We start from the raw sequence: 16,489 nt of genomic DNA on the forward strand, positions 1-16,489 counted from the left end.
GCATAACGATGCTCACATCATTACAGGGTGCTATAGAAAGCGGCCTGTTGTATGCGTTGATGGCGCTTGGCGTCTATATTACGTTTCGCATACTCGACTTTCCGGATTTAACGGTTGACGGAAGCTTCACGACGGGAGCCGCAATAGGCGCTGTCATGACCGTGAATGGTACACCGCCATGGATTGCGGTCATTTGCGCTTTTATCGGCGGTGCGGTTGCAGGTACTTGCACCGGCTTGCTGCATACGAAGGGCAAGATCAATGGCTTGTTGTCCGGTATCATTATGATGATTGCTTTATATTCGATCAACTTGCGTATTCTAGGCAAGCCAAACGTTTCATTGCGTAATATGGACAATGTATTCGACGGTGTTTCGGTGCTGGTGCTTGCCGCAATATTGGCTATTGTGGTTAAGGTATTGTTGGATTTGTTCTTCAAAACCGATGTGGGCTTGAGCTTGCGCGCAACTGGGGATAACTCGCGAATGATTCGGAGCTTCGGTGCAAACACTGACATTACAACGATTTTCGGAATTGCGTTATCCAATGCACTGGTTGCAACATCCGGAGCCCTTATAGCTCAGCAGCAAAAGTTTGCCGACAACAGCATGGGGATCGGGATGATCGTTATCGGACTAGCTTCCGTTATTATTGGCGAGGCGATCTTCGGCTCGCGTTCGATCTTCCGTGCAACGCTGGCTGTCATACTGGGAGCTATTATTTATCGGATTATCTTTGCTCTGGCACTCCGCGTGGAGTGGCTGGAAGCGTCTGATATGAAGCTTATTACGGCGATTATTATTATTTTCGCTCTCGTTGTGCCTTCGGCAAGACGAGCAGTGAAAATGAAGAGCGTCGCCCGTAAACGCACGGCCGAAATGCTGGCCAAGCTTGGCAATGCCTCTCAAGCGGGAGGTGAGCGCTAATGTTGGAGATCGCTAACGTATCGAAGCTCTTCAATCCAGGCACGGTGGATGAGAAGACGGCGCTCGTAGGCGCTAACTTGATCATGAAGCCAGGCGACTTCGTAACCGTAATCGGCAGCAACGGAGCAGGTAAGTCGACGCTAATGAACATTATTTCTGGCGTAATGAAACCGGATGCCGGTGATGTCAAAATTGACGGGAAGGTCATCTCGCCATTGTCCGAGCACCAGCGCAGCCGCTGGATCGGCCGCGTCTTCCAAGATCCGATGGCCGGCACAGCGCCGCGCATGACGATCGAGGAGAATATGGCGATGGCTTATACGCGAGGCAAGTCGCGTGGATTCTCCTTTGGCGTGAACAAAGCGAAACGAGCGATATTCCGTGAAGAGCTGTCTCGCCTAGGCATTGGCCTTGAGAATCGTCTTAATGCCAAGGTTGGTCTGCTGTCAGGCGGCGAGCGTCAAGCACTCAGCTTGCTGATGGCGACGTTCACACGTCCGCAAATCCTTTTGCTGGACGAGCATACGGCGGCGCTGGATCCGGCTCGTGCGGAGCTTATCACGACGCTCACGGAATCGATTGTCCGCGAGATGAATCTTACGACGCTTATGGTTACGCACAATATGGAGCAGGCGATTCGTCTGGGCAACCGCCTGATCATGATGGATAAGGGTCGGATTATCCTTAACGTCAATGAAGACCGCAAGCAGAACTTGACCGTAGAGCAGCTGCTTGGCGAATTCGAACAGATCAGCGGCAAGAAGCTGGCCGACGATCGCATCGTGCTGGGGTAGGTTTGATTGCGGACTGCACTGGGCGATAGCAAAGAGGGAAGCTTAGGGCTATGTGAGGGAGCTGCACTGCGAAGAAGTCGGGGGCTTGCGTCTGCGTTGAAACCGTATTGTCTTGATTAGATTAGTACGCTGTTACAATACTGATTTCAAAAGCAGATCGTAAACTCTCCAGCTCCCCGCCTTCCTCTTCGTTCCGACCTCATCAAACCATATATATAATAGAAGAAACGCGTGCGATCTTTAGTCGCACGCGTTATTTTTGTTGTGACTGAATCGATAGTTCGATTTCGTATAACTAATTTTGACTAACGAACTTCAATATACTCAATAGCGGCATTTCGTCGAACTAATTCGCGAATAATCGCTCAAGACACCAAAAGTGCCGGATTAGCTGCCCGAAATCGAACTAAATGAGCGGTTTTTGGTGTAGAGGACAAATTAGTTTCCCGAAATTCCGCTAATGCGCAGCGGCGATCGGTTGCAGGCTGCATTGATCAACGTTTGTGTATATTCCCTTCTTATTACTAATGAAACGAAGCGAGCGGCGTTATATAATGTGTTTCGGGTCAATAATGAGTGAGGCAACTCATAACGGAACGATGGCATTAGCTACATATGTTCGTTCACATGAAATCGAACGAGCATGCTTTTCTGCTTCGAGCGAGCAGATGAGCAAGTAATGCAGGGAATTGGAATGGAGCAAAGCTGGGCTCGAGCCGGAGAGTTTACGTTCCGCATTTGATACTGTGATGCATCCTTAAACCCTAATCATGGGATCACAGTTTCAATGGCGGACGGAGGCCGAGTGCAGCGTCGCGAAGCGAATAATTCCCCATAATCATTGCCATTCTGCGAGCGAGATTATTATGTTGCAATTGCCTATTAAATTCGGTATAATATTGACTGTTGGTCTGACGTTGCGTTGATGCGAGAGGTTGCCGACACACCCCGCTCCTTTGCCATGGAGCGCGTGAAGGGTTTTTCTCGCGGAGTATGTCCGATAATAAATTGGGCGATAGAAGGAGGGACTTATATGGCAAAGCAAAAGATTCGTATTCGCTTGAAAGCATACGATCACAGAATTCTTGACCAATCCGCAGAGAAGATCGTTGAAACTGCAAAACGTTCCGGTGCAGGTGTATCCGGGCCGATTCCGTTACCAACGGAAAAGCAAATCATCACTATTCTCCGTGCGGTACACAAGTACAAGGATTCCCGGGAGCAGTTCGAACAACGTACACATAAACGTTTGATCGATATTGTTAACCCAACGCCGCAAACGGTTGATGCGTTGATGCGCCTGGATCTACCATCCGGTGTAGATATCGAAATCAAACTGTAATAACAAAAGTAAATGCGATCATAGAAAGGAAATGAGGTGTCAACATGAAAGGTATCTTAGGGAAAAAACTTGGAATGACTCAAGTGTTCACTCCTGAAGGAAACGTAGTTCCAGTAACGGTTATCGAAGCTGGTCCTTGCGTCGTGCTTCAGAAGAAAGACCAAGAGAACGATGGCTACGAAGCCGTTCAATTCGGTTTCTCCGATAAGAAAGAAAGCAGAACGAATAAGCCAGAGATCGGCCACGCTAAGAAAGCTGGCGCGACTCCTAAGCGCTACGTTCGTGAGATTCGCGGTATTAACCTTGGTGATTACGAAGTTGGCCAGGAAGTGAAAGCTGACTTGTTCGCAGAGGGCGAATTCGTTGACGTAACAGGTATTTCGAAAGGTAAAGGCTTTGCCGGCGTTATCAAACGTTGGGGACAAAGCACTGGACCAATGGCACACGGTTCGCGTTACCACCGTGGTCCAGGTTCGATGGGTTCGATCCAAGCTAACCGCGTACCGAAAGGCAAACGCCTTCCAGGTCACATGGGTAACGAAACGATCACAATCCAAAAGCTTGAAATTATCCGTGTAGATGCAGAACGTAACGTTCTTCTTGTAAAAGGTTCGATCCCGGGCCCTAAAAACGGATTCGTTAAAGTGAAACAAACCGTTAAGAAATAATTGCTCTTGAAGAAAGGAGGAACAAGAAATGCCTACAGTTAAAGTATTGAACGTGAGTGGCGCTTCCGTTGGCGAGCTTGAGCTTGCTGAGAACGTATTTGGTATTACACCAAACGCAACGGTTATGCACAGCGCTGTTGTCCTTCAACAAGCTGCTGAACGTCAAGGTACTCACAAAACTAAAGGACGCTCCGAAGTACGCGGCGGCGGTCGTAAACCTTGGAAACAAAAAGGTACTGGCCGTGCTCGTCAAGGTAGCATTCGCTCCCCGCAGTGGGTTGGCGGCGGTACTGTATTCGGACCGACTCCACGCACATACGGATTCAAGCTTCCTAGAAAAGTTCGTCGTCTTGCGATCAAATCCGCATTGTCTTCGAAAGTTATCGCTAACGAAATTATCGTTCTTGATCAACTGACATTCGCGGCTCCTAAGACGAAAGAATTCGCAAACATCTTGAACAACCTTAAGGTTGACCGTAAAGCGCTTGTTGTAACGGCTAACTATGAGGATAACGTAGCATTGTCCGCTCGTAACATTCCGGGCGTGAAATTCGTCGCAGCTGACGGCATCAATGTTCGTGACGTACTTGTGTATGATAAGCTGATCATCACTAAAGAAGCAGTAGAGAAAGTACAGGAGGTGCTTGCGTAATGAAAAATCCACGCGATATTATCAAGCGCCCGGTTATTACGGAACGTACGAGCGATTACATGGCTACAAAACGTTATGTGTTTGAAGTTGATCTTCGTTCGAACAAAACCGAAATCAAACAAGCTATTGAACAAATCTTCAAAGTAAAAGTAACCGGCGTTAACACGATGCGTGTAGCGGGTAAACCAAAACGTTATGGTAAACATAGCGGATACAGACCTGATTGGAAAAAAGCGATCGTTCAACTGAGCGCTGACAGCAAAGAACTTGAGTTCTTTGAAACGTCTGTTTAGAAAAGGAGGGAATACAAGTGCCAATTAAAAAGTACAAACCGACATCGCCAGCTCGTCGTGGTATGTCCGTGTCGACTTTCGAAGAAATTACGACAAGCACACCGGAGAAATCGTTGCTTGCACCGCTTTTCAAAAAAGCTGGTCGTAATAACCAAGGTAAAATTACGGTTCGTCACCATGGCGGCGGACACAAACGTAAATACCGTATTATCGATTTCAAACGTACTAAGGACGGTATCGTAGGTAACGTTGCGACGATCGAATACGATCCGAACCGTACTTCCAATATCGCTTTGATCCATTACGTGGATGGTGCGAAAGCTTACATCATCGCTCCTAAAGGATTGAAAGTCGGCGATCAAGTTATGTCCGGTCCTACGGCTGATATCAAGATCGGCAACGCTTTGCCGCTTGTGAATATCCCGGTCGGTACAGTTATCCACAACATCGAATTGAAACCAGGCAAAGGTGGACAACTTGTTCGCGCTGCTGGTACGGAAGCTCAACTTCTTGGTAAAGAAGAAAACTACGTATCGATTCGTTTGACTTCCGGCGAAGTTCGTCGCATTCTGAACACTTGCCGTGCTACAATCGGTTCTGTTGGTAACGAAGATCACGAACTCGTGAAAATCGGTAAAGCCGGCCGTTCCCGTTGGTTGGGCAAACGTCCAGAAGTCCGCGGCGTAGTAATGAACCCGAACGATCACCCACACGGTGGTGGTGAAGGCCGTGCTCCAATCGGACGTAAATCCCCAATGTCTCCATGGGGCAAACCGACGCTTGGTTACAAAACTCGCAAGAAGAAAAAAGCATCGAGCCAATATATTATTCGTCGTCGCACGAAGTAATAGTCGCTTGATACAAATTGCTTAACACGAACGTTATGTGAAGGGAGGAACACAAATGGGTCGCAGTTTGAAGAAAGGTCCGTTTATTGACGGGTACCTGCTTAAAAAAGTCGAGGTCTTGAACGAAACCGAGAAAAAAGTCGTTATCAAAACCTGGTCCCGCCGCTCGACCATTTTCCCACAATTCATTGGTCACACGTTTGCAGTTTATGATGGTCGTAAGCATGTGCCGGTTTATGTAACGGAAGATATGGTTGGACACAAGCTTGGTGAATTCGCACCAACTCGTACGTACAAAGGCCATGCCGGCGAAGACAAAAAAACGGGCAGACGTTAATTTGCCCTTTATCACCTTTAATGAACGAGAGGAGGTTCCTACATGCAAGAAGCTAAAGCGCACGTTAAATTCGTTCGTATTGCTCCGCGCAAAGCGATGCTCGTTGCTGATTTGATCCGTGGCAAGCAAGTTGGCGAAGCGATTGCCATTCTGCGTCACACGCCGAGATCCGCTTCCCCAATTCTGGAGAAGTTGCTGAACTCTGCTATAGCGAATGCTGAGCACAACTACCAGCTAGACGTTAACAAATTGGTTATATCGCAAGCTTTCGTTAACCAAGGGCCAACGATGAAACGTTTCCGTCCTCGTGCTATGGGACGTGCAAGCCGGATCAATAAAAGAACCAGCCACATCACCTTAGTGGTATCTGAAAAATAAGGAGGGATTACGTGTGGGTCAAAAGGTAAATCCAGTTGGCTTCCGTGTCGGAGTTATCCGCGATTGGGAGTCGAAATGGTTCGCAGGCAAAGATTTTGGCGATCTTCTGATGGAAGACGTTAAAATTCGTGAATATTTGAAAAACAAGCTGAAAGATGCAGCTGTTTCCCATATCGAGATCGAACGTGCAGCTAACCGCGTAAACGTAACGATCCAAACTGCTAAACCGGGCATGGTTATCGGTAAAGGCGGTTCCGAGGTGGAAAACCTACGTACGGAGCTTGGCAAGATCACTAAAGGCAAAAAAGTTCACATCAACATCTCTGAAATCAAACACGCTGATCTTGACGCTATTCTTGTAGCTGAAAGCATCGCACAACAACTTGAGCGTCGTGTATCTTTCCGCCGCGCATTGAAGCAAGCAATTCAACGCTCCATGCGTTCGGGTGCTAAAGGGATCAAAACCGCAGTTAGCGGTCGTCTCGGTGGCGCGGAAATCGCACGTTCGGAAGGCTACAGCGAAGGTACAGTACCTCTTCATACACTGCGCGCAGATATTGATTATGGTACAGCAGAAGCACATACAACTTACGGCCGTATCGGCGTAAAAGTGTGGATCTATCGCGGCGAAGTCCTTCCGACTAAGAAGAAAGCTCCCCAGGAAGGAGGCAACTAATCATGTTGGTACCTAAACGTGTCAAACACCGCAAACAACAACGCGGTCATATGAAAGGTCGCGCTAAAGGCGGCACAACAGTAGCATTCGGCGAATTTGGTCTTCAAGCTCTTGAACCGACATGGATCACGAACCGTCAGATCGAGGCAGCTCGTATCGCGATGACTCGTTACATCAAACGTGGCGGTAAAGTATGGATCAAAATCTTCCCGGATAAGCCGATAACTCAAAAGCCTCTAGAGGTTCGTATGGGTAGCGGTAAAGGTAACGTTGAGAAGTGGGTTGCAGTCGTTAAACCAGGTAAGATCATGTTTGAACTTGCTGGTGTATCCGAAGAAATTGCTCGTGAAGCAATGCGTCTTGCTGCTCACAAACTGCCGATCAAAACGAAGTTCGTGAAACGCGAAGAAGTGGGTGGTGAAGCAAATGAAAGCTAATGAATTTCGCAACCTAACCTCTGCTGAGCTTGAACAACAGATCACTGGTTTTAAAGAAGAGCTTTTCAACCTTCGTTTCCAATTGGCTACTGGCCAACTGGATAACCCGACACGGATTCGTGACGTGCGTAAAGGAATTGCTCGCGCTAAAACGATCTTGCGTGAAAGAGAACTCGGCATCAGCAGCTAATAATATTTTCTTGCAGTTATGAACCATCACGGCTGTAGGAAGGAGGAAGAACATGAGCGAACGCAATGCCCGCAAAGTGCTAATTGGCAAAGTCGTAAGCGACAAAATGGATAAAACAATTGTTGTTGCTATTGAGACTTACAAAAAACACGAATTGTACCATAAACGTATTAAGGTTACGAAAAAGTTCAAAGCGCACGATGAAAACAACCAAGCGAAAATTGGCGATATCGTGAAAATCATGGAGACTCGTCCGCTTTCCAAAGACAAGCGCTTCAGACTTGTAGAAGTTGTAGAAGTAGCGGTTGTTATTTAACGAGCGATAGCAGTACCTGAGCATTTTTCCGAAAGGAGGACGTTGAAATGATTCAACCATTTTCGCGCTTAGCAGTTGCTGACAACTCCGGCGCTAAAGAATTGATGTGTATCCGTGTACTAGGCGGTACAGGACGCCGCGTTGGTCACATTGGCGACTTGATCGTTTGCTCCGTCAAACAAGCAACACCAGGCGGCGTTGTCAAAAAGGGTGACGTTGTAAAAGCCGTTATCGTTCGCACGAAGCGTTCGGTTCGTCGTAAAGACGGTTCCTACATCGCATTCGATGAGAATGCGGCAGTAATCGTTAAAGAAGATAAGAGCCCGCGCGGCACACGTATCTTCGGACCTGTTGCTCGTGAGCTTCGCGATAAAGATTTCATGAAGATCGTATCGCTGGCACCAGAAGTAATCTAATCAAAACCCTATATAAGCTTGAAAGCACAAGCGTGCAGGAGGTGTAACTCATGCCAAGGTTGAAAAAAATTCTTGAATCGCATAACAATAAATTGCACGTCAAAAAAGACGATACAGTTATCGTTATTACCGGTAAAGACAAAGGTAAAAAGGGCCGTGTAATCGCTGCGTACCCGCGTGAAAATCGCGTACTTGTAGAGGGCGTTAACATGGTGAAAAAGCATACTCGTCCATCGCAAGCAAACCCGCAGGGCGGTATCATTGAACAAGAAGCGCCAGTACACGTATCGAACGTTATGCACATCGATCCGAAGAGCGGTAAAGTAACACGTATCGGATATAAAGTGCTCGACAACGGTAAGAAAGTACGAATCGCTAAACGTTCCGGAGAAGTAATCGACTAATCGTTACAGTAGGAAAGGAGGTCCATGAAAATGGCAGCAAGAATGAAAGATCGTTTTCTCAATGACATCACACCTGCTCTTATGCAGAAGTTCAACTATACGTCTGTAATGCAAGTGCCGAAAATTGAGAAGGTTGTTATCAACATGGGGGTAGGCGAAGCGGTTTCCAATTCGAAAATCCTTGATGTAGCTGTTGAAGAACTACGCATCATTTCCGGTCAAAAACCAGTCGTAACTCGCGCGAAGAAGTCGATTGCCGGCTTCAAACTTCGTGAGAACATGCCAATCGGGGTTAAAGTGACATTGCGCGGCGAGCGCATGTACCACTTCCTTGACAAGCTGTTCAATATTTCGCTTCCACGCGTACGTGACTTCCGTGGTGTTTCGAATAAAGCATTTGATGGTCGTGGAAACTACACGCTTGGCTTGAAAGAGCAGCTGATTTTCCCAGAGATCGAATACGATAAAGTCGATAAAGTTCGTGGTATGGACATCGTCATCGTCACTACGGCAAAAACGGACGAAGAATCTCGTGAATTGCTGACCCAATTGGGCATGCCGTTCACGAAGTAATCCACTTTTAGGAGGTGTAATACCCAGTGGCAAAAACTTCGATGAAAGTGAAGCAACAACGCACACCGAAATTCCAAGTGCGTGCTTATACGCGCTGTGAGCGTTGCGGCCGTCCGCATTCTGTTTTGCAAAAGTTTAAAATTTGCCGGATTTGTTTCCGCGAGTTAGCACATAAGGGCCAGATTCCTGGCGTTAAAAAAGCAAGCTGGTAAAATGCCTAGTTCGGGAAGGAGGTTAACACAATGGTTATGTCTGATCCGGTTGCAGATATGTTGACACGTATTCGTAACGCGAATGTCGTTCGTCATGAGACCGTGGAAATGCCCGCTTCGAAAATGAAGAAGCAAATTGCTGAAATTTTGAAGCGTGAGGGTTTCATCCGCGATGCTGAATATATCGAAGACAACAAACAAGGTATGATCCGTATTTTCCTGAAATACGGCCCTAACCAAGAGCGCGTAATTACAGGCCTGAAACGTATTTCGAAACCTGGCCTTCGCGTTTACACACAATCAACTGAAATCCCACGCGTTTTGGGCGGTCTTGGAATTGCTATTATTTCCACGTCCAAAGGGGTTATGACTGATAAAGAAGCTCGCCAAGTTAAATCCGGCGGCGAAGTAGTCTGCTACGTTTGGTAAGTAACAAGTCACAAAGACAGGAGGTGTAACAATGTCCCGTATTGGTCGTAAACCAATTCAAGTGCCTAACGGCGTTACTATTAACTTGGATAACACAGTTATTACTGTAAAAGGACCGAAAGGATCGCTTTCCCGTGAAGTTCACAAAGATATGAAAGTGAACGTATCGGAGACTGAAATCCTGATCGAACGTCCTTCCGACAATAAATTGCATCGTTCTTTGCACGGAACGACTCGCAGTATCATCGCTAACATGGTGAGCGGCGTTACTGAAGGCTTCTCGAGAAATCTGGAGCTGGTAGGTGTAGGTTACCGTGCGAACAAAGCTGGCGATAAGATCGTTCTTAACGTTGGTTACTCTCACCCGGTGGAGATTACACCAGAGGCTGGTATTGAGTTTGACGTTCCTGCGAACACGAAAATCACTGTTCGCGGTATCGACAAAGAGCGCGTAGGCGCTGTTGCTGCTCAAATCCGCTCCGTTCGTGAACCAGAGCCGTATAAAGGCAAAGGTATCAAGTACGAAGGTGAACGCATCATCCGCAAAGAAGGTAAAGCTGGTAAGAAGAAATAAGCAAACGGCTCGTTTGCTTAAGATAGCGTCCTAAGGCAATGAGAAAGGAGTGAACCTTGCATGATTACGAAAGGCGATAAAAACAAGGCTCGTCTGAAAAGACACCTGCGTGTTCGCAAAAAAATCAACGGTACAGCTGCACGTCCACGTCTGTCTGTATTCCGTTCCTCCAAGCATATGTATGCACAATTGATCGATGACGTTGCAGGTGTAACGATCGCATCCGCGTCCACAATGGACAAAGAGTTGACAGAAGCTGTCGGCAATGGCGGTAACATCGAAGCAGCTACGAAAGTAGGCCAATTGATTGCACAACGCGCTCAAGCGAAAGGGGTAACCCAAATCGTATTCGACCGCGGCGGTTACTTGTATCACGGCAGAATTTCAGCACTTGCGACAGCAGCTCGCGAAGCTGGTCTGGAATTCTAATCGACTTTACTTATAAGGAGGTTAAATGACTTGCGTGTAGATCCGAATACGTTAGAACTGACTGAAAAAGTTGTTAATATCAATCGCGTAGCGAAAGTTGTAAAAGGCGGACGCCGTTTCAGCTTTAGTGCGCTTGTAGTAGTCGGCGACGGCAAAGGCTGGGTTGGCGCAGGGATCGGTAAAGCAGGCGAAGTACCTGATGCGATTCGCAAAGGTATCGAAGATGCTAAGAAAAACCTGATCCATGTACCACTCGTTGGAACAACGATCCCTCACCTTGTCCTCGGACATTTCGGCGCTGGAGAAGTTCTTCTGAAGCCGGCTTCCGAAGGTACTGGCGTTATCGCTGGCGGCCCTGTACGTGCAGTACTTGAGCTTGCTGGTGTAGGCGACATTTTGACGAAATCGCTCGGTTCTTCGAACTCCATGAACATGGTAAACGCGACGCTAGAAGGTCTTTCCCGTTTGAAACGTGCGGAAGAAGTTGCGAAGCTTCGTGGTAAAACTGTCGAAGAGCTGTTAGGTTAAGGAGGGAAATACGATGGCAAAATTGCAAATCACCCTCGTTCGCAGTTTGATCGGCCGCAACGAGAAACAACGTGCTACTGTTGAAGCGCTTGGCCTTCGCAAAATTCGCCAAGCTGTTGTTTTGAACGATAGTGAAGCTATCCGCGGCATGGTTAACGCTGTTAGCCACTTGGTTAAAGTTGAAGAAGTATAAGATAGCTTTCTAGAAATCAATAAGGAGGTGCACGAACGATGAAATTGCATGAGCTAGCACCAGCACCGGGTTCGACTCAAGCGCCTAAGCGCAAAGGCCGCGGTATCGGTTCCGGAAACGGTAAAACAGCCGGTAAAGGTCATAAAGGTCAAAACGCTCGTTCCGGCGGCGGCGTTCGTCCTGGTTTCGAGGGTGGACAAAACCCGTTGTATCGTCGAGTGCCGAAGCGTGGATTCAACAACCGTTTCCGTACCGAGTATGCGATTGTTAACATTGAAGAACTAAACAGCTTTGCAGCAGGTACAGAAGTCACTCCAGAAGTTCTTCTTGAGCAAGGGATTGTCAAAAATCCGCTTGCAGGAATCAAAATTTTGGGTAACGGTGAAATTAGCGTTTCGCTGACTGTAAAAGCAAGCAAGTTCTCTCAATCTGCGGTAGAGAAAATCCAGGCTGCCGGCGGTAAAACCGAGGTGATCTAATTGTTCAAGACCGTGTCCAACATTTGGAAAGTGGCGGATCTTCGTACAAGGATCCTGTTCACTCTCATGATTCTTCTTGTATACCGCATCGGGGCATTCATTCCGGTGCCTGACGTCGACAAGAGCGTGTTCGATCAAGTCAATGAAGCCGGAACGGATTTGTTCGGCTTGCTTAACACGTTTTCCGGCGGTGCTTTGTTCCAATTCTCTATCTTCGCAATCGGCATTACACCGTACATTACGGCATCGATCATCGTACAACTATTGTCGATGGACGTAATTCCTAAGTTTGCGGAGTGGGCTAAGGAAGGCGAGAACGGTAAACGTAAACTTGCTCAGATCACTCGTTACGGTACGGTTGTGCTCGGTCTTGTTCAAGGCTTTGCAACAGCAATCGGCTTTAACCGTCAGTATGGTCAACAAATGATTCCGAACGCTACCTTCGTTGACTACTTAGTCATCGCTATCATCTTGACTGCAGGTACTGCTTTCTTGATGTGGCTTGGCGAGCAGATCACGGAGAAGGGCATCGGGAACGGTATTTCCATCCTGATCTTCGCTGCTATCGCAGCAGGTATCCCTGGTCATATCCGTACGATCTACCAAGATCAATTCATCGGTGTACAAGACCAATTGTTCTTGAACATCATTAAGGTAATTCTGATCGTCGTTGCGATTATCGCAATCATTGTCGGTGTTATCTTCGTTCAGCAAGGTATTCGCAAAATTCCGGTTCAATACGCTAAACGCGTCGTTGGACGGAAAATGTACGGTGGACAATCGACACATATCCCGATGAAAGTGAATGGCGCTGGCGTTATTCCTGTCATCTTCGCGGTATCGCTGATTATGTTCCCAATTACGATTGCTGGGTTCTGGGCCGACAAAGGTTGGGCGCAATGGATTATGGATAATATGTACTATGACAAGCCGCTTGGCATGGTATTGTACGTATTGCTCATCATCGGATTTACTTTCTTCTATACATTCGTACAAATCAATCCTGTGCAAATGGCGGATCAAATGAAGAAGAACGGCGGCTACATCCCGGGCATTCGCCCAGGCAAGCCAACTTCCTCTTACTTGACTCGTGTAATGTCACGGATTACACTGACGGGTGCAATCTTCCTGGCGGTTATCTCCTTATTGCCGGTCGTGTTCGGTAAGATTGCTGGATTGCCAACGTCCGTTCAGCTTGGCGGTACCTCGCTTCTAATCGTTATCGGGGTTGCGCTAGACACGATGAAGCAAATCGAGAGCCAGTTGATCAAACGCCATTACAAAGGGTTTATCAATAAATAACAATAGGTTCTGACCGGGCTTTGCGCGATCGACAACGATATTGTGCGGGAAGCCCGCCCGAGCCTATTGTGCTTAAAGCGAGGAACTCGGCAATGAACATTTTATTCATGGGCCCTCCGGGGGCAGGCAAAGGAACGCAAGCTGAACGTATTGTAGAAGAATTCAGCGTACCGCATATTTCCACAGGCGATGCATTCCGTCTTGCTATGAAGCAAGGAACTGCTATCGGTCTTAAAGCGAAAGAGTATATCGATCAAGGTTTGCTCGTTCCTGATGAGATCACAAATGGAATCGTGAAAGAGCGTCTTGCTCTTGATGATTGCAAAAACGGTTTTCTGCTCGACGGTTTCCCTCGCACGCTCCAACAAGCCGAAGCGCTTGACGGAATGCTTGCTGAGCTTAACCGCGGCATCGACCATGTTGTTAACTTGAAGGTTGATCGCGGACTGCTGCTTGCCCGTCTTACTGGCAGACGCATCTGCAAATCTTGCGGTTCGACTTACCACGTGATGTTCAACCCGCCAAAGGTTGAAGGCATCTGTGACAAGGACGGCGGAGAGTTGTATCAACGTTCAGATGATACAGAGGAAAAGGTAGGCACGCGCCTGGATGAGTATACATCCAAGACAGCCCCTCTACTCGATTACTACAGCACTAAAGGTCTCCTGCGCGAAGTCGACGGCGAGAAGGACATCGAAGTCGTAACATCCGAAATCGTATCCTGCTTGCGAGGTTCATTGTAATGATTATATGCAAATCCGAATCGGAGCTGCGCTATATGAGGGAAGCAGGACGCATCGTTGCGGAAACGCATCGGCTAATGGCTTCAGCGGTTAAGCCGGGCATCACCACTGGTGAGCTTGACGAGATCGCCGAGAAGTTCATTAAAAGTCAAGGTGCGATACCTTCTTTCAAAGGTTACAATGGTTTTCCTTCCAGCGTTTGCGCTTCTGTGAATGACGAGCTTGTACACGGCTTCCCTGGGTCACGCAAGTTGAACGAGGGCGATATTGTCAGTATTGATATCGGAGCGCAGTACGAAGGCTATCATGGCGATTCGGCTTGGACCTACGCGGTTGGAGCTGTATCCGATGAAGTTCAAAGGCTGCTAGATGTAACGGAAGCATCGCTTTATGCGGGGCTTGCGCTCATCAAACCAGATGTTCGTTTATACACGATATCGCATGCCATTCAAAAGGTAATTGAGAATGCTGGATTCTCCGTTGTGCGTGAATACGTAGGGCACGGAATCGGCGCGGACCTTCATGAAGAGCCGCAAATACCGAACTATGGTATACCGGACCGCGGACCACGGCTCAAGCCCGGAATGGTACTTGCAATCGAGCCAATGGTTAATATCGGTGAACGATATGTCCATACGCTCGAAGACAATTGGACGGTCGTAACAGATGACGGTTCATGGTGCGCTCACTTTGAGCACACGGTAGCCGTAACAGAGGACGGCTTTGAAATATTGACCATTTTGCCGCAGCAGTCATAGTCTATGGCCATGGATGCGCGTCCCCAGATTGGTCAGTTCGTCAAAGTGCTTCGCGGTAAAGACGAAACAAGCTTGGCAGTCATCGTAGCGATTATCGACGACAGGTTCGTCATGATAGCGGACGGCGACAAGCGAAAGTTCGATCTGCCGAAGAAAAAAAACGTTCTGCATCTTGAACTACAGCCTGAAATAAGCCAAGAGGTAACAAGCAGCATGCTTGAAGCCGGCAGGGTAACCAACGCCAAGTTACGTTATGTGATTCAGAAGTTTATGCAAGCGAAAGGAGAATGACGGTGGCTAAGGAAGACGTCATTGAGGTCGAAGGCACGGTAATTGAGCCGTTGCCAAATGCGATGTTCAAGGTGGAGCTGGAGAACGGTCATCAGATTCTCGCACACGTTTCCGGAAAGCTCAGAATGCACTTTATTCGCATCCTGACAGGAGACAAAGTGGTTATACAGTTATCGCCTTATGATTTATCAAGAGGGCGCATCACCTATCGTAAGTAGGCTTAATAAGCCTGCTGACGAAAGATTCGGGAGGTAATCACAATGAAGGTTAGACCTTCGGTAAAGCCGATCTGCGAAAAATGCAAAGTCATTCGTCGCAAAGGCAACGTTATGGTGATTTGTGAAAATCCGAAACACAAACAAAAACAAGGATAGAAGGAGGAATATATAGCCTATGGCACGTATAGCTGGTGTAGACTTGCCGCGTGACAAACGCGTCGAAATCGCCTTGACGTACATCTTCGGTATTGGCAAGAAGACTTCACAAACTTTGTTGACTGCTGCTGATGTTAACTATGACACTCGCGTTCGCGATCTGACTGAAGACGAATTGGCTCGTTTGCGTGAAGCAATCGACAAATCCGTTAAAGTAGAAGGCGACTTGCGTCGTGAAATTTCGCTTAACATTAAACGCCTGACTGAAATCGGCTGCTACCGTGGTCTTCGTCACCGTCGCGGTTTGCCTGTTCGTGGTCAACGTACAAAAACAAACGCTCGTACTCGCAAAGGTCCTCGTCGGACTGTAGCTAACAAGAAGAAATAAGAAGGGAGGATAATGGACAATGGCTAAACCAAAAAAAGTCGTACGTACCAAACGTCGCGACCGGAAAAATATTGACACTGGCGTTGCGCACATCCGCTCGACGTTCAACAATACGATCGTCACGATTACGGATCCGCACGGTAATGCAATCTCCTGGGCAAGCTCCGGTAACCTTGGTTTCAAGGGCTCCCGTAAGAGCACGCCGTTCGCAGCTCAAATGGCTGCTGAATCCGCTGCGAAAGCTGCAATGGAGCATGGCATGAAAACTGTCGAAGTGATGGTTAAAGGTCCAGGCGCAGGCCGCGAAGCAGCGATTCGTTCGCTTCAAGCTGCAGGATTGGAAGTTAACCTCATTAAAGACGTTACCCCAGTTCCGCATAACGGATGCCGTCCTCCGAAACGTCGTCGCGTATAGTTGGATCAACGGTGGTATCAAATAACAACAACTTGTGAATAATGGTTGTGAAGGTTTGGCATACTACGAGATTTGACTTAAAATAACGTAAGTAACGGAGCGACGTTTGAAGGAGGGTACTATT

31 protein-coding genes are annotated in these 16,489 nt (G+C 47.7%); all 31 read left to right on the forward strand.

Annotated elements, in window-relative coordinates; genetic code table 11:
* Positions 1 to 8: 8 nt before the first annotated feature.
* Positions 9 to 926 (forward strand): ABC transporter permease, encoded by a 918-nt coding sequence (locus AB4Z33_RS12730; protein WP_442050289.1) that lies wholly within the window; start codon positions 9 to 11, stop codon positions 924 to 926.
* Complete coding sequence (locus AB4Z33_RS12735) at positions 926 to 1,720, forward strand: ABC transporter ATP-binding protein (protein WP_442050290.1); 795 nt, start codon at positions 926 to 928, stop codon at positions 1,718 to 1,720. The genes AB4Z33_RS12730 and AB4Z33_RS12735 overlap by 1 nt, the downstream gene beginning before the upstream one ends.
* Before the next feature lie 1,033 nt (positions 1,721 to 2,753).
* The gene (gene rpsJ, locus AB4Z33_RS12740) at positions 2,754 to 3,062 is read left to right on the forward strand and encodes a 30S ribosomal protein S10 (protein ID WP_017692074.1); all 309 of its coding nucleotides are present in this window, start codon (positions 2,754 to 2,756) and stop codon (positions 3,060 to 3,062) included.
* A gap of 44 nt (positions 3,063 to 3,106) precedes the next feature.
* Positions 3,107 to 3,730 (forward strand): 50S ribosomal protein L3, encoded by a 624-nt coding sequence (gene rplC / locus AB4Z33_RS12745; RefSeq protein WP_337103242.1) that lies wholly within the window; start codon positions 3,107 to 3,109, stop codon positions 3,728 to 3,730.
* A 28-nt stretch (positions 3,731 to 3,758) separates the two neighbouring features.
* Positions 3,759 to 4,382, forward strand: coding sequence for a 50S ribosomal protein L4 (gene rplD / locus AB4Z33_RS12750; RefSeq protein ID WP_337103243.1), 624 nt, complete (start codon positions 3,759 to 3,761; stop codon positions 4,380 to 4,382).
* On the forward strand, positions 4,382 to 4,675 hold the full coding sequence (gene rplW, locus AB4Z33_RS12755) for a 50S ribosomal protein L23 (RefSeq protein WP_337103244.1): 294 nt from the start codon (positions 4,382 to 4,384) through the stop codon (positions 4,673 to 4,675). The genes rplD and rplW overlap by 1 nt, the downstream gene beginning before the upstream one ends.
* A gap of 17 nt (positions 4,676 to 4,692) precedes the next feature.
* Positions 4,693 to 5,523 carry a 50S ribosomal protein L2 gene (gene rplB / locus AB4Z33_RS12760; protein ID WP_442050291.1) on the forward strand — a complete coding sequence of 277 codons (831 nt, stop codon included), beginning with the start codon at positions 4,693 to 4,695 and terminating at the stop codon, positions 5,521 to 5,523.
* A gap of 55 nt (positions 5,524 to 5,578) precedes the next feature.
* Positions 5,579 to 5,860, forward strand: coding sequence for a 30S ribosomal protein S19 (gene rpsS / locus AB4Z33_RS12765; protein WP_056635975.1), 282 nt, complete (start codon positions 5,579 to 5,581; stop codon positions 5,858 to 5,860).
* A gap of 42 nt (positions 5,861 to 5,902) precedes the next feature.
* Entirely contained in the window at positions 5,903 to 6,238 is a 336-nt protein-coding gene (gene rplV, locus AB4Z33_RS12770) for a 50S ribosomal protein L22 (RefSeq protein WP_307208489.1), read from the forward strand.
* 13 nt (positions 6,239 to 6,251) lie between these two features.
* Entirely contained in the window at positions 6,252 to 6,914 is a 663-nt protein-coding gene (gene rpsC / locus AB4Z33_RS12775; protein WP_337103246.1) for a 30S ribosomal protein S3, read from the forward strand.
* A 2-nt stretch (positions 6,915 to 6,916) separates the two neighbouring features.
* On the forward strand, positions 6,917 to 7,351 hold the full coding sequence (rplP, locus tag AB4Z33_RS12780) for a 50S ribosomal protein L16 (RefSeq protein WP_337103247.1): 435 nt from the start codon (positions 6,917 to 6,919) through the stop codon (positions 7,349 to 7,351).
* The gene (gene rpmC, locus AB4Z33_RS12785; RefSeq protein ID WP_307208493.1) at positions 7,341 to 7,541 is read left to right on the forward strand and encodes a 50S ribosomal protein L29; all 201 of its coding nucleotides are present in this window, start codon (positions 7,341 to 7,343) and stop codon (positions 7,539 to 7,541) included. The genes rplP and rpmC overlap by 11 nt, the downstream gene beginning before the upstream one ends.
* Positions 7,542 to 7,593: 52 nt before the next feature.
* The gene (gene rpsQ / locus AB4Z33_RS12790; protein ID WP_337103248.1) at positions 7,594 to 7,857 is read left to right on the forward strand and encodes a 30S ribosomal protein S17; all 264 of its coding nucleotides are present in this window, start codon (positions 7,594 to 7,596) and stop codon (positions 7,855 to 7,857) included.
* Positions 7,858 to 7,904: 47 nt separating this feature from the next.
* Positions 7,905 to 8,273, forward strand: a complete 369-nt coding sequence (gene rplN / locus AB4Z33_RS12795; RefSeq protein ID WP_053373907.1) for a 50S ribosomal protein L14 — start codon at positions 7,905 to 7,907, stop codon at positions 8,271 to 8,273.
* A 50-nt stretch (positions 8,274 to 8,323) separates the two neighbouring features.
* Positions 8,324 to 8,677 (forward strand): 50S ribosomal protein L24, encoded by a 354-nt coding sequence (rplX, locus tag AB4Z33_RS12800; RefSeq protein ID WP_307208495.1) that lies wholly within the window; start codon positions 8,324 to 8,326, stop codon positions 8,675 to 8,677.
* 30 nt (positions 8,678 to 8,707) lie between these two features.
* Entirely contained in the window at positions 8,708 to 9,250 is a 543-nt protein-coding gene (gene rplE, locus AB4Z33_RS12805) for a 50S ribosomal protein L5 (protein WP_307208496.1), read from the forward strand.
* 26 nt (positions 9,251 to 9,276) lie between these two features.
* The gene (locus tag AB4Z33_RS12810) at positions 9,277 to 9,462 is read left to right on the forward strand and encodes a type Z 30S ribosomal protein S14 (protein WP_219874746.1); all 186 of its coding nucleotides are present in this window, start codon (positions 9,277 to 9,279) and stop codon (positions 9,460 to 9,462) included.
* 30 nt (positions 9,463 to 9,492) lie between these two features.
* Positions 9,493 to 9,891, forward strand: coding sequence for a 30S ribosomal protein S8 (rpsH, locus tag AB4Z33_RS12815; RefSeq protein WP_307208498.1), 399 nt, complete (start codon positions 9,493 to 9,495; stop codon positions 9,889 to 9,891).
* A 31-nt stretch (positions 9,892 to 9,922) separates the two neighbouring features.
* Entirely contained in the window at positions 9,923 to 10,465 is a 543-nt protein-coding gene (rplF, locus tag AB4Z33_RS12820) for a 50S ribosomal protein L6 (RefSeq protein ID WP_337103249.1), read from the forward strand.
* Between the two features lie 60 nt (positions 10,466 to 10,525).
* A complete protein-coding gene (gene rplR / locus AB4Z33_RS12825; RefSeq protein WP_337103250.1) occupies positions 10,526 to 10,894 on the forward strand; it encodes a 50S ribosomal protein L18 in 369 nt (122 codons plus the stop codon).
* A 30-nt stretch (positions 10,895 to 10,924) separates the two neighbouring features.
* Positions 10,925 to 11,422, forward strand: a complete 498-nt coding sequence (rpsE, locus tag AB4Z33_RS12830; protein ID WP_337103251.1) for a 30S ribosomal protein S5 — start codon at positions 10,925 to 10,927, stop codon at positions 11,420 to 11,422.
* A gap of 13 nt (positions 11,423 to 11,435) precedes the next feature.
* Entirely contained in the window at positions 11,436 to 11,615 is a 180-nt protein-coding gene (gene rpmD, locus AB4Z33_RS12835) for a 50S ribosomal protein L30 (RefSeq protein ID WP_337103252.1), read from the forward strand.
* Between the two features lie 38 nt (positions 11,616 to 11,653).
* Complete coding sequence (gene rplO, locus AB4Z33_RS12840) at positions 11,654 to 12,094, forward strand: 50S ribosomal protein L15 (protein WP_307208504.1); 441 nt, start codon at positions 11,654 to 11,656, stop codon at positions 12,092 to 12,094.
* Positions 12,095 to 13,396 carry a preprotein translocase subunit SecY gene (gene secY, locus AB4Z33_RS12845; protein WP_442050292.1) on the forward strand — a complete coding sequence of 434 codons (1,302 nt, stop codon included), beginning with the start codon at positions 12,095 to 12,097 and terminating at the stop codon, positions 13,394 to 13,396.
* 92 nt (positions 13,397 to 13,488) lie between these two features.
* Entirely contained in the window at positions 13,489 to 14,139 is a 651-nt protein-coding gene (locus AB4Z33_RS12850; protein WP_307208506.1) for an adenylate kinase, read from the forward strand.
* Positions 14,139 to 14,897, forward strand: coding sequence for a type I methionyl aminopeptidase (map, locus tag AB4Z33_RS12855; protein WP_442050293.1), 759 nt, complete (start codon positions 14,139 to 14,141; stop codon positions 14,895 to 14,897). Before AB4Z33_RS12850 ends, map begins: the two co-directional genes overlap by 1 nt.
* Positions 14,898 to 14,900: 3 nt before the next feature.
* Complete coding sequence (locus tag AB4Z33_RS12860; RefSeq protein WP_442050294.1) at positions 14,901 to 15,188, forward strand: hypothetical protein; 288 nt, start codon at positions 14,901 to 14,903, stop codon at positions 15,186 to 15,188.
* 2 nt (positions 15,189 to 15,190) lie between these two features.
* A complete protein-coding gene (infA, locus tag AB4Z33_RS12865; RefSeq protein ID WP_015847200.1) occupies positions 15,191 to 15,406 on the forward strand; it encodes a translation initiation factor IF-1 in 216 nt (71 codons plus the stop codon).
* Positions 15,407 to 15,448: 42 nt separating this feature from the next.
* Positions 15,449 to 15,562: a 50S ribosomal protein L36 gene (gene rpmJ, locus AB4Z33_RS12870; RefSeq protein ID WP_003333770.1), complete on the forward strand. Its 114-nt coding sequence runs from the start codon at positions 15,449 to 15,451 to the stop codon at positions 15,560 to 15,562.
* Between the two features lie 19 nt (positions 15,563 to 15,581).
* Positions 15,582 to 15,950, forward strand: a complete 369-nt coding sequence (gene rpsM / locus AB4Z33_RS12875; RefSeq protein ID WP_337103256.1) for a 30S ribosomal protein S13 — start codon at positions 15,582 to 15,584, stop codon at positions 15,948 to 15,950.
* Between the two features lie 19 nt (positions 15,951 to 15,969).
* Positions 15,970 to 16,365 (forward strand): 30S ribosomal protein S11, encoded by a 396-nt coding sequence (gene rpsK, locus AB4Z33_RS12880; protein ID WP_090986296.1) that lies wholly within the window; start codon positions 15,970 to 15,972, stop codon positions 16,363 to 16,365.
* Positions 16,366 to 16,489: the final 124 nt, after the last annotated feature.

It is taken from the genome of Paenibacillus sp. 2TAB19 (assembly GCF_052115185.1).
Classification (GTDB): Bacteria; Bacillota; Bacilli; order Paenibacillales; family Paenibacillaceae; genus Pristimantibacillus.

Excerpts from the sequence above, each read along its gene's own strand:
- AB4Z33_RS12730 (WP_442050289.1), top strand. The coding sequence starts at position 9 with ATGCTCACATCATTACAGGGTGCTATAGAAAGCGGCCTGTTGTATGCG.
- AB4Z33_RS12735 (WP_442050290.1), top strand. The coding sequence starts at position 926 with ATGTTGGAGATCGCTAACGTATCGAAGCTCTTCAATCCAGGCACGGTG.
- rpsJ (WP_017692074.1), top strand. The coding sequence starts at position 2,754 with ATGGCAAAGCAAAAGATTCGTATTCGCTTGAAAGCATACGATCACAGA.
- rplC (WP_337103242.1), top strand. The coding sequence starts at position 3,107 with ATGAAAGGTATCTTAGGGAAAAAACTTGGAATGACTCAAGTGTTCACT.
- rplD (WP_337103243.1), top strand. The coding sequence starts at position 3,759 with ATGCCTACAGTTAAAGTATTGAACGTGAGTGGCGCTTCCGTTGGCGAG.
- rplW (WP_337103244.1), top strand. The coding sequence starts at position 4,382 with ATGAAAAATCCACGCGATATTATCAAGCGCCCGGTTATTACGGAACGT.
- rpsS (WP_056635975.1), top strand. The coding sequence starts at position 5,579 with ATGGGTCGCAGTTTGAAGAAAGGTCCGTTTATTGACGGGTACCTGCTT.
- rplV (WP_307208489.1), top strand. The coding sequence starts at position 5,903 with ATGCAAGAAGCTAAAGCGCACGTTAAATTCGTTCGTATTGCTCCGCGC.
- rplP (WP_337103247.1), top strand. The coding sequence starts at position 6,917 with ATGTTGGTACCTAAACGTGTCAAACACCGCAAACAACAACGCGGTCAT.
- rpmC (WP_307208493.1), top strand. The coding sequence starts at position 7,341 with ATGAAAGCTAATGAATTTCGCAACCTAACCTCTGCTGAGCTTGAACAA.
- rpsQ (WP_337103248.1), top strand. The coding sequence starts at position 7,594 with ATGAGCGAACGCAATGCCCGCAAAGTGCTAATTGGCAAAGTCGTAAGC.
- rplN (WP_053373907.1), top strand. The coding sequence starts at position 7,905 with ATGATTCAACCATTTTCGCGCTTAGCAGTTGCTGACAACTCCGGCGCT.
- rplX (WP_307208495.1), top strand. The coding sequence starts at position 8,324 with ATGCCAAGGTTGAAAAAAATTCTTGAATCGCATAACAATAAATTGCAC.
- rplE (WP_307208496.1), top strand. The coding sequence starts at position 8,708 with ATGGCAGCAAGAATGAAAGATCGTTTTCTCAATGACATCACACCTGCT.
- rpsH (WP_307208498.1), top strand. The coding sequence starts at position 9,493 with ATGGTTATGTCTGATCCGGTTGCAGATATGTTGACACGTATTCGTAAC.
- rplF (WP_337103249.1), top strand. The coding sequence starts at position 9,923 with ATGTCCCGTATTGGTCGTAAACCAATTCAAGTGCCTAACGGCGTTACT.
- rplR (WP_337103250.1), top strand. The coding sequence starts at position 10,526 with ATGATTACGAAAGGCGATAAAAACAAGGCTCGTCTGAAAAGACACCTG.
- rpmD (WP_337103252.1), top strand. The coding sequence starts at position 11,436 with ATGGCAAAATTGCAAATCACCCTCGTTCGCAGTTTGATCGGCCGCAAC.
- rplO (WP_307208504.1), top strand. The coding sequence starts at position 11,654 with ATGAAATTGCATGAGCTAGCACCAGCACCGGGTTCGACTCAAGCGCCT.
- AB4Z33_RS12850 (WP_307208506.1), top strand. The coding sequence starts at position 13,489 with ATGAACATTTTATTCATGGGCCCTCCGGGGGCAGGCAAAGGAACGCAA.
- map (WP_442050293.1), top strand. The coding sequence starts at position 14,139 with ATGATTATATGCAAATCCGAATCGGAGCTGCGCTATATGAGGGAAGCA.
- AB4Z33_RS12860 (WP_442050294.1), top strand. The coding sequence starts at position 14,901 with ATGGCCATGGATGCGCGTCCCCAGATTGGTCAGTTCGTCAAAGTGCTT.
- rpmJ (WP_003333770.1), top strand. The coding sequence starts at position 15,449 with ATGAAGGTTAGACCTTCGGTAAAGCCGATCTGCGAAAAATGCAAAGTC.
- rpsM (WP_337103256.1), top strand. The coding sequence starts at position 15,582 with ATGGCACGTATAGCTGGTGTAGACTTGCCGCGTGACAAACGCGTCGAA.
- rpsK (WP_090986296.1), top strand. The coding sequence starts at position 15,970 with ATGGCTAAACCAAAAAAAGTCGTACGTACCAAACGTCGCGACCGGAAA.